At 32.3% G+C, this 9,718-nt stretch carries 10 protein-coding genes; 1 reads left to right on the top strand and 9 read right to left on the bottom strand.

Annotated elements, in window-relative coordinates:
- Positions 1-369: 369 nt before the first annotated feature.
- From B5P40_RS08860 to B5P40_RS08845, 4 genes are all read right to left on the bottom strand, one after another.
- Positions 370-795, bottom strand: a complete 426-nt coding sequence (locus tag B5P40_RS08860) for a hypothetical protein (protein ID WP_113709167.1) — start codon at positions 793-795, stop codon at positions 370-372.
- 142 nt (positions 796-937) lie between these two features.
- The gene (locus B5P40_RS08855; RefSeq protein ID WP_113709166.1) at positions 938-1,216 is read right to left on the bottom strand and encodes a hypothetical protein; all 279 of its coding nucleotides are present in this window, start codon (positions 1,214-1,216) and stop codon (positions 938-940) included.
- A 41-nt stretch (positions 1,217-1,257) separates the two neighbouring features.
- Complete coding sequence (locus tag B5P40_RS08850; RefSeq protein ID WP_113709165.1) at positions 1,258-1,779, bottom strand: GrpB family protein; 522 nt, start codon at positions 1,777-1,779, stop codon at positions 1,258-1,260.
- A gap of 491 nt (positions 1,780-2,270) precedes the next feature.
- A complete protein-coding gene (locus B5P40_RS08845) occupies positions 2,271-2,909 on the bottom strand; it encodes a helix-turn-helix domain-containing protein (RefSeq protein WP_113709164.1) in 639 nt (212 codons plus the stop codon).
- Positions 2,910-3,348: 439 nt separating this feature from the next.
- Here B5P40_RS08845 and B5P40_RS08840 point away from each other — a divergent pair, with 439 nt between their 5' ends.
- Positions 3,349-3,966 carry a stage II sporulation protein M gene (locus B5P40_RS08840; RefSeq protein ID WP_113709163.1) on the top strand — a complete coding sequence of 206 codons (618 nt, stop codon included), beginning with the start codon at positions 3,349-3,351 and terminating at the stop codon, positions 3,964-3,966.
- Between the two features lie 300 nt (positions 3,967-4,266).
- On the opposite strand, the gene B5P40_RS08835 is transcribed toward B5P40_RS08840, so the two are convergent.
- The 5 genes from B5P40_RS08835 to B5P40_RS33390 all read right to left on the bottom strand — a co-directional run bounded on the left by B5P40_RS08835 (position 4,267) and on the right by B5P40_RS33390 (position 9,579).
- Positions 4,267-4,467 carry a cold-shock protein gene (locus B5P40_RS08835; protein ID WP_000434815.1) on the bottom strand — a complete coding sequence of 67 codons (201 nt, stop codon included), beginning with the start codon at positions 4,465-4,467 and terminating at the stop codon, positions 4,267-4,269.
- Between the two features lie 851 nt (positions 4,468-5,318).
- Positions 5,319-5,969 carry a MarR family transcriptional regulator gene (locus B5P40_RS08825; protein ID WP_000170178.1) on the bottom strand — a complete coding sequence of 217 codons (651 nt, stop codon included), beginning with the start codon at positions 5,967-5,969 and terminating at the stop codon, positions 5,319-5,321.
- A 209-nt stretch (positions 5,970-6,178) separates the two neighbouring features.
- On the bottom strand, positions 6,179-7,645 hold the full coding sequence (locus B5P40_RS08820) for a plasmid recombination protein (protein ID WP_113709162.1): 1,467 nt from the start codon (positions 7,643-7,645) through the stop codon (positions 6,179-6,181).
- Positions 7,646-8,132: 487 nt separating this feature from the next.
- Positions 8,133-8,669: a hypothetical protein gene (locus B5P40_RS08810; RefSeq protein WP_113709161.1), complete on the bottom strand. Its 537-nt coding sequence runs from the start codon at positions 8,667-8,669 to the stop codon at positions 8,133-8,135.
- A 775-nt stretch (positions 8,670-9,444) separates the two neighbouring features.
- Complete coding sequence (locus B5P40_RS33390) at positions 9,445-9,579, bottom strand: hypothetical protein (protein WP_258402132.1); 135 nt, start codon at positions 9,577-9,579, stop codon at positions 9,445-9,447.
- Positions 9,580-9,718: the final 139 nt, after the last annotated feature.

Here is a 9,718-nt window from a genome sequence, read left to right as displayed (position 1 = left end):
TGTGTGAGCAAAGTCCCTTTATATTATTAGGGGACTTTTTTAAATTTCTACATACTTGAGGTTCCGTCACATCAACATCAAGTTAAAAGCACTTTTAAAACATTAAAAAGTGCTTTTTATTTATTATAAATACGAATGTAAACTTTTCAATATTAGTTTACATTCAATATCCCGTAAACATTGTTCTCATACCAAATCCTCTGATATCTTCAAAACACACAGCAAAAGTATACATTCAAAACAATGTAAATAAAGAGATTGGAATATCCACAAACAAAAAAAGAAAAAACTAGATACATACTAGTTTTTTACATAAGTACTGTTAGCCGAAGCTAATATATGTAATTTACCTACAAAAAATTATCACTATCAGACTAGAATTATACCTTCCAACTCAGTAATTTCCTCACTAATTAACTGCTCTATTTTTTTTATAAAATCATCAATTTGATTAAGTTCCGTAAGAATAAACAAATTTGAACGCATCCAATAAGGCTTTGATTGCTTATTGTCGGCTACTACCTCAATACCTACAATTCCTCTTTTGTCATATAAAAAGAATCTCATAGATAAAAAATGAGTTACATTGTCTATATCCTCACCTGAAACCCATTGAAACTCATGTAGTTTAAAAGTGGAAAACTTAATTATTCCCTCTTTTAAAACTTCGAGTTCTTCATTCGTGGTATATATGTTAATGTTCGCAGTACCATAAAATCCAGTAAAATCAAAATTCAATTCAAAAAAATTGGTATCTTCCCATATTCTTTTTATTTTTATATTCGGTTCAGGCATCGTGGTCTATCCTCCCATAAATTGCACTTTCCACTTGAGAACATTATAACAAGTTTCCCTTAACAAAACGGTTCCATTAGATACGTAAAAAACAATGTATATTCTATACATGTGAGGTTAACATAACACCACTTATCGGTAGTTAATCTTTTATATTAATGTTAGCTAGCTGTTGCTTTAAATCCCAATACTTTGGCCTCTTTTTTGGATCAAACCATATAGCTCCTTCTTGAAGCCAATTCTCACGATATGCTTCAATAGTCCACCCGAGTTCTTCATCATCATATCCTGGTTGAAAAGCGCAACAGGCACATATTAAACTTACGTTTGGGATTCCTTCTCTAATATAGAATGGTCCTGGTAAACAATTATAGCCACAAACTAAACAGACATATCTTCTTATAAACTTTCTAAACAACATACCAACTCCTTTATCATTGAGGTATGTTTACATAAAATCCGTTATTGGAAGTTACTTTCGATTCTAGCTTTTTGAATAACATTTGTTATGAATGGTGCTTTTGCATTTGTATATGTAACTCTGTCAGAATGATGTTTTTCAGCTAATGTTTTTTTTAACTGATAATATTGCTGAAGTGTATCAGGATGAGTTCTTAAATAATTTCGGAATAAAATATTATTACTCCAGTCTTCACTTTCATGTTTATAAATGTGCAAATGATGTGTTCCTGCTCTCCATAATCCCTTTCTAAAAAACCTTCTATTTGGGAATTCTTTATGAAAGACATGTTCATATCCAATCTGTTCTAAGGGTTCAATATACTTATTTACTTCTTTTAGATCATGAACTCCGACCATAATATCTAGTATTGGTTTAGCTCCTAATCCTTCAACGGATGTACTTCCAATGTGTTCAATGGCAATAGCTTGATCAAACATTATATTTTTTATAAGTCTATATTCTTCTTTGAATTGTAACGCCCAATTTGGTGTATACTCCTCAATTACAATTGGTTTGTCCATATTTCTGTCCCCTTGTTTGTTTTTTTGCTTGAATGTAATACCAATTCAAACTCCATAAAGCTATTTTAAACCATAGAAATGTAGATGAATATTGTATTCATAAGAGGTTAACATAACGCATCATTAGCGGAAGTAATTTTATATATCTTTATCTTCCTTTTCTAATAATCGTTTAATATCATTTCTAAAAAATTTCAGTTCATTTTTTGTTTTAATTAGTTCATATGACATGAAAAGTAATACTAATAGTATTAAAGTTTCTATCATTATACCCCCGCCTTCTTTTCCTATTACTTCCATTCTATCAGATGAAATTTTTTAATAACACTATGTATATAGTATTCATGGAGGTTAACATAAGGTCCTATTATCGGTAGCAGACAAAAAAGCCCATCTCTTTTTTTCATAAGGGATCAGCTTGTTTATCTTTCTATTATTCTAAACAACTTATTAAAAAGAATATAATACAACCAAATATTAAACCCTGTATCTTACCATCTCTTCCACCAAGGTTTTTTAGCTTCTTGATAAATTTCTTCGATTTTTTTATCAAAAGCTGTATCTCGTTTTGCAATATATTCAATCATTTTTTGCATATCTTCAATTTGTTGATCTTTTTCTTTTTCCCTTTTTTGAGATTCCAACAACTGTTTTTTTATTTCAATTTCAGTTTCTTCAGATGCTTGCAACTTAGAAATTATTATTTGGTTTTGTTCTTCAATTTGTTCTATTTGCTTTTGAAATGAATTTGCTAATTTCTGAATCTCATATTGCATTTTGTGCGGAATTAAATCGTCCTTTAATTCCTTATTTATCAGTGGTTGCACACCTTGTATCGGTGATTCTTTCTTCTGTCTTCGTATCACTGCTACAGAAGCCGCCATATCAAGGTTTACTCCAGCTTCTTTTCTAGCTTGAATCAAATCTCTAAATGTTAACTCATCTATATCAGTAAAAATCCTTGTATTGTTTTCATTTTTCCGAAAAACATACCCTGCTTTTTCAAGAGATTGGGCATACTTCCTAACTGTACTTTCAGCAATTCCAAATGTTTTAGCAATATCATGACTTTTTAATTCCTTAGGGATTCCCTCTAACAATTCAACTTTTGTATCAACCGTATCGTCCATCGCTACCACCTCTTTCTATTTTTATAAGCGATATATCGGCGATATAATATAAATAAATAACACTTAAAATAAACATAACAAAAAATAAACAAGAATACACAAAAAATTTCAGACAAATTAAGCATATACTCGTCTTTTTTAAACATCAACATACACTATGATTTAAAACAATCATAATCAAATTTATACAAGATTTTATGCAAGAAAAGATAAAAAAACAAAATAGCAAGGATCCCTAGAATCCCCGCTACATCAACCATGTATAAAATCATGTATATCAATTTTACTAGAAAAGAAAAAAGAACCCCATAAAAACAAGGATTCCTCCTTGTCCTTGCTACCGATAATAAGACGTTATGTTAACTTCTTATGTATATAATATACAAGAAAAATTGCTTTACTACCGTATTATTAAGATGGTAAAATTTAGAAAAAAGAGGTGGAAATTATTTCGAATGTAATTAATAAGATTGTATTTAAAAGAGCTACTAACTTTTTCATATTAGGAGTAGCACTAACAGTTATTGCAACCATAATAACCTTTGTAATCAATCCCAATCTAAAAGAAATAATGGAAGGGGTAGGAAATAGACTACCAGATCAAATAAAGGAATCAACAGGTATAGAAAAGGTATGGTCATTTATTATTAATAATGCTTTTATAGTACCTTTACAAATGTTTATATTAGCCTTGGTTCCAATACAATTTCTATATGTTATAAGTATAATTTTAACCGTTTCACTTCCTGGAATTCTTTTTGGAGTTGGATTACAAGTTGATTTTCAAAAAGGTTTTGGGATAATAATTTCTTCCATCCCTCATTACTTTTTTGAAATTTTCGCTTTTTGTTTATTTGCGGCTATTCTTTTTGAATTAAATCAATCTATTAGAATCAAATTAAAAAATATATTCAAAAAAGATAAAGAAAGAGTGTCTCTTAGTAAGAAGATTTTAGAAGTAATAAAAATTTATGTTGTTTTAACTTTACCTATAATGATCATTGCTGCATTCTTAGAAACTTACATAGCTGATATCATACTTGATTTATTTCATTAACTTTATATGCTTGATGAAGAATGAGATTTACCTAAACATAATACAAATTGTGCTTATAACTTCCAATAACGATAATTATGTAAATAAGCTGTCCACTTGGACAGCTTATTGTTTTTTTTTTGCTTAGCGTACAAAATTCGCGTTTTGTTGGCGGTACCCCATAATGCTAAAATTATGATTTCTAACGTCTTCTTTTTCATTAAAAGTTAAGCACCCCAAATCCCCTTAAAAAAGTTGTATTCGGAATATTGTAATAAAATCAAAAAAAGACCCTACAAGAGGGTCTTTCATCAGCTAATATTAAGCTATTTGAACATTAGTAGCTTGTGCGCCACGTTGTCCTTGTTCTACTCCAAACGTTACACGTTGTCCTTCGTCTAAAGATTTGAAACCGTCGATTTGGATAGCTGAGAAATGTACGAATACGTCTTCTCCACCTTCACGCTCGATGAATCCAAAACCTTTGTCTGCATTAAACCATTTTACTTTACCTTGTTCCATAATTGTTGCCTCCTAGTATGGATACCCACACATGTGTTACTACCCTTGCTCAAATACCTTAGACGAAAAACAAAATTTATTCTTAATCTCAAACCGAACAAAAATAGGTCATTCTTAGATTAACATATTTTCCAAAAAATAGCAAATTTCAAAAATAATTCCTTATGGTAACTAGCCACTAATAGTGGTTGCTGGAGAAAAAGTCACTATGATAGTTATCACAGCAAGAAGTTACCAAAGGATCTCAACAATATCATTGGTTAGATTTTTTTCAGACATTCAACAACTGATAAAATAAGATATTTTCGAGTTATTTTTTACTTAATGTGATTTTGTTCTGGTTTTTTGGTGTGAAATTTGCTTTTTGGCTAGAGTGCTGGCTCGTCGTGTGGGGACGAAACCCCACGTATTACGTATCTATTTTTAGAATAAGAATTATCTTGGGACGAATGATCTAAGCGGTTCGGCTCGTATACTTGCTAGTCCAAGTCGAGAACCATTAATTTGCTTTTTGTCTGTCGGCTTGGCGAGAAAAGCACACGAGCCGAAAAAAGTTTTGCAAGGACAGAATTAAAAAGAAAGGCAATAGCCTTTAGGTGAGAATTAACGAACCGACTTTTTAATTCTGAGGGTGGAGATTTTTGAGTGAAATTCTCAAAAATACTACCCGTTCCTTGCGGAACTTTTAGCCCTATATATAAGAGTGAGAAGAGGAAAGTAAAGAAAGTCAGTAATAACAAGGGTTTATAAGATATAGGGTGTACCCAAAAAGGAACACCTGTGTACCCAAAAAGGAACACCTAAAAAATGTAAAAAACAATAAAAAAAAAGATGTCAATATAAAATGACATCTAAAATAAATAAATTGGCAATTTATGTTTTTTACCATTTTCAGTTACAAAATTTTTAAGTGATTTTTTAAAGATTTTTTGAGTTGCTTTATCTACTCCGTCTTTTGGAGAACAACACATAATATTTGGATTTACAAACCATGTACGACTTGTACAAATACGACCATCTTCGGTAGTTGTTCCAGTTTCTGCAACCGCTAATAATCCTTTTTTCATTAAACCATTCATTAACTCTGAAACTTTTCCTCTAGTTCTATTTAACTTTCTTGCAAGATAACTAGGCGTTGCACTATCAGAATCAAATTCATCTTCTTTACTTATTCTTTCAACCAAAATATTTGTTTTAAATTCTACATAAGGTATTAAATCCATTAAAAGCGCTTTTTCAGCTGTAGATAAATAATTAATTTCACTCAAATAATTGTAATTATCCATAATTATTTGCACAAACCTCACCCGATCTGTAGGTTTTTTCTTTTTCCCTATAAAATATTCATCTCCACCAGTTGTTTTACTTATTAACTGTAAGAGCATTGCTTTCTCTTCTTCTGAATAACCACCGGTTTGCAACTGGTTATAAATGCTATCAATCTTACTATCTCTTATTTTCGCTTTTTTTTCAGCTTGTCCAAAATCTACAACTTTTGTCATAAAATAATTCTCTCCCTTAGTGGAAGGAATCAACTTTTATATGTTAGAATGTATATAGAATATATATTGGCTGATTCCAACCTTATTATGAAAAACCGCCTCGCCGACCAAAGCTTGGGCGGTTTTTCTCGTTTGTATGTCTTTCTCTATAATAACATGAAACACCTTGTTAAAGCTTTCCATCTCTTGCAAAAACACAACATTCAATCCTATCTTTCTCTATCAAAATCTCGATGTCTTCTTATTTCTCTCTTATGTTCACGTTCAAATTGATTATCTACTCCCTTGTTATCCAATTCTTTTTTAACACTCTCTCTAAACGCCTTAAATTGCTCCTTAAAAACTTTTTTCGTTTGTACATATAAAACTCTTATATTCGTCTGCAAAACCTTTATATGAGCTTTTAATGAGCTAATTTCTATATTTAATACACCAACTTCTTTTTGCAACTTACTTTTTTCTTGTTTCAACGTTCGATTTTCTTTCATCCATCCCTCTGCATGCGCTTTTAAACTCTCATTCTCTTTCACAAAATCTGTTTTTTTCAAACGCTCATAATCCTTTTTGATAGTAACCGCTGCATTCACTTGCTTTGTTAATTCTTGATAGTGTTCTGGTGATAACACATAATTTCTTGTCTGTTTCTTCGTAATTTCAGCTTTTCCAAACATTTTATCCTGTACTTCTACTACTACTTCTTTACGTAAAAATGGAATTTTAACAGGTTCATTGGGTACTTGATCCGTAACACTATCTAATTCTTTTTGCATTTGTTCTACTCTTTTTTCTAACTCTATATGACACTGACCAATTAGCTGTAGCTTTTCACTTTCACTCTCTACTTGTTGTTTCACTACCTCTAATTCTTTGTACTTATCAACGACATCGCTTTCCAAACTCTTTTTCACTACTTGTAATTCGTTTGTTTTCTCTTCAACATTTTTTAAGTTATGGTCAATTGTTTGTAACTGCATCTCTTTTTCTTGTACTTGATTCTCAACAATTGATTTTGTTTCTGCATATTCCTTGTATTGACGGACTTTCATGTATTTATGTGAACCTACATTGGCACGTTCAAAATTTGGAATGTGTTCTTTCGCTAATTTCTCAATATAGGCCGTTTCTAATTCTCTCCAATGTGCAATTAACTTTCTTCCCGTTCCCTCTACACCTTGTTGCTGCAAAGCTTTATCCATTCCGACACGCCTCGTTAATCCTCGACTACTTTCGAAATTTGGTACATAGTTAATATGTAAATGCGGATTCGCTTCATCATCATGTAAAACCATGTTATAAACCGCTAGGTTTGGATTTCTCTCTTGAAACGCCTCTGCATACTGTTTTAACGCTTCCTTTTTGGCTTCCCTATATTTCGAGTCGTCTTTACCTTCCCCGATCGCCACGACTAATTCTCGTTGCTCATGTGTCTTATCATCTTTATGTATTTTGTCATAATAATCATCAATTTTACGGTCATTCCGTTTTTGTTTCTCGTTATACTTGTCCACTGCTTCTTGAAAGACATCCTTGTATACACTTCGGATATCCTTTTGAACAAAGTAAATATTCTCATGTAACCTGGCTGGATCAATCCCAGGATTTCCATGAATATTTTCTCTGTTATTATGACTCAATGAACTTTGGTGGGATTGATTAAATGAGATAGAACCCAACATAAAGTGCCACCACTTTCCCTAGATTAGTTGATACCATCAGTCTAGCAAAGCGACGAAATGATGTCAATTAACGTAACCCTATACTTATTTTGACGCTTTCGCATCAAAATCGATAGGGGTCTGCGACGCTCGTCGGCTTCGCCGAGCCATGTTTACCATGGCAAAGTAAACCTTGGGCTTTGCCCAAACCCACTGGGGAACTTTTCCCCAGCCCCCATCATTCGAACTCCCCAACCCCTCAATCCTTGAGGGGCTCCCTCGCCGGTTGGCAGGAACAAACAGTGGTTTGTTCAGTGCCAAGAGGGTTTGGGGTTTAGTCCAGTTGTTCAAGTCAAATACTCCCTTCACTTCGTTAGGTCCGTTTTGATTGACCAACACAAATGAGAGTACTTTAAAAGTCGTATAACTAGGTTTATGATGTTTTTCAAGTAATATTAAAACCAATAGAACAAAAATAANNTTATTTTTGTTCTATTGGTTCAAATAGTTAGGTAGCAAATAAAATAGTTGCAGCAGCACCACGCATTAATGCTCCACTTCCTGTTATTGTAACCCTTACTGATAATAAATCGCATTGCTCAACAGGAAAACTACCAAAACCAACTGCACAACAATTAGTAGGGGATCCTGTACCTGTTACAGTTGCTATAATACCTGTATTTATTGATGTTGTAGCGCATGTGTCACTTACAACAACTTCAGCCGATACAGTAGCTCCTGCAACTAAATTCTCATCTCGAATACTAAAAACTATACCAGTAATTGTTGCTGTTTGTGGTATAACCACATTATTTCTTACAAAATCTGTTTGTGCAGTACCTAAGCCAAAAAATTGATTATTAGCAATTGGCTGATCAGTAGCTAAATAAATTACCATCTCAGCTACTCCCGTTGGACCTGTTGGACCTGTTGGACCCGTTGGACCTGTTGGACCTGTTGGACCTGTTGGACCAATTTCAAGTGGTGGTTGAGGGGGGCCAAAACATTCACATGGAATATGAAATTTCTTGTTAAATTTACTCATTTATACACCAACCTTATCTTTCACCCACTTACACCTTATAACTTATGAATCCACAAACGTACAAGTATAAGAAAAAAACCTATAAAAATTAAAATAAATATTAAAGCAAGCCCTTATATCACAATTACAAATCTATTTCATAATGTATAAGGAACATGGATTAACTCTAAATAGCTTTCAATATATAAAAGGGGGCCCGCCTCCTAAAAGTTAACATTTGCATTAGGTATAGCAGTATGAACTAATCTAATTTAAAAATAGTTAACGATTCAAATACTAATGTTATTGCCGTTCCTGTTGCTCCTGTTGGACCTGTGTTAGTAAAAGTGAATGGCAGAATATACGCTACTGTTGGACTAATTAAATTTGGTTCAACAGTAGCTCAAACTAAAAAATATTTTCTTCGTTCATACATTCACCCCCCTATAGCTACTTTTTATAGGAAGTGAATATTTTTTTAAAAACCGTTCCAATATAAACTTTTATATAGAAATTTAATTTCAGTTTCGTTAATAAAAAAAACCACAGCAATCGCTGTGGTTTTTTTATCGACCGATAAAACTATGTTATAAATGCTTATAGCATTATATGTTGGATTTTAATTATTAGTTCTAATGTAAACTTTTGAATATTAGTTTACTTTCAGTGATAGAAGTAGAACCACATACCCATCAACCCAATATTTTGGAGTACCTCCAAAAAAAAATTCACCTCAGATACAACAAAAGAGCCTTACCTCTGTAGGCAAGACTCCACTAGTGTAGTTATATAGTATTTACATAGCAAGTAAGAAACATAAAACATATAATACCAAGTAGAAGAACCCTAATATTCCGCCTATAGCTAGTACCTGTTTAACCCAGCTCTTGAATTTCAGATTACTGTCAATAATCGCTTGCACTCTTTCCATATCCGTTTCCTCCTATTAAGGAGAACCCTTAAAGACTCTCACCTCGATATGGTACCATTAAAGAATGACTAATAGAGGTCTAATTTTTGTCTAAATGTATAATATTGCCCTATATGCAATATTGCATATAAGAATGTAT

It is taken from the genome of Bacillus sp. SRB_8, assembly GCF_003264205.1.
Classification (GTDB): domain Bacteria; phylum Bacillota; class Bacilli; order Bacillales; family Bacillaceae_G; genus Bacillus_A; species Bacillus_A mycoides.
Note: the sequence above shows the minus strand (reverse complement) of the source record. Positions and strands in the feature narration are given on the sequence as shown.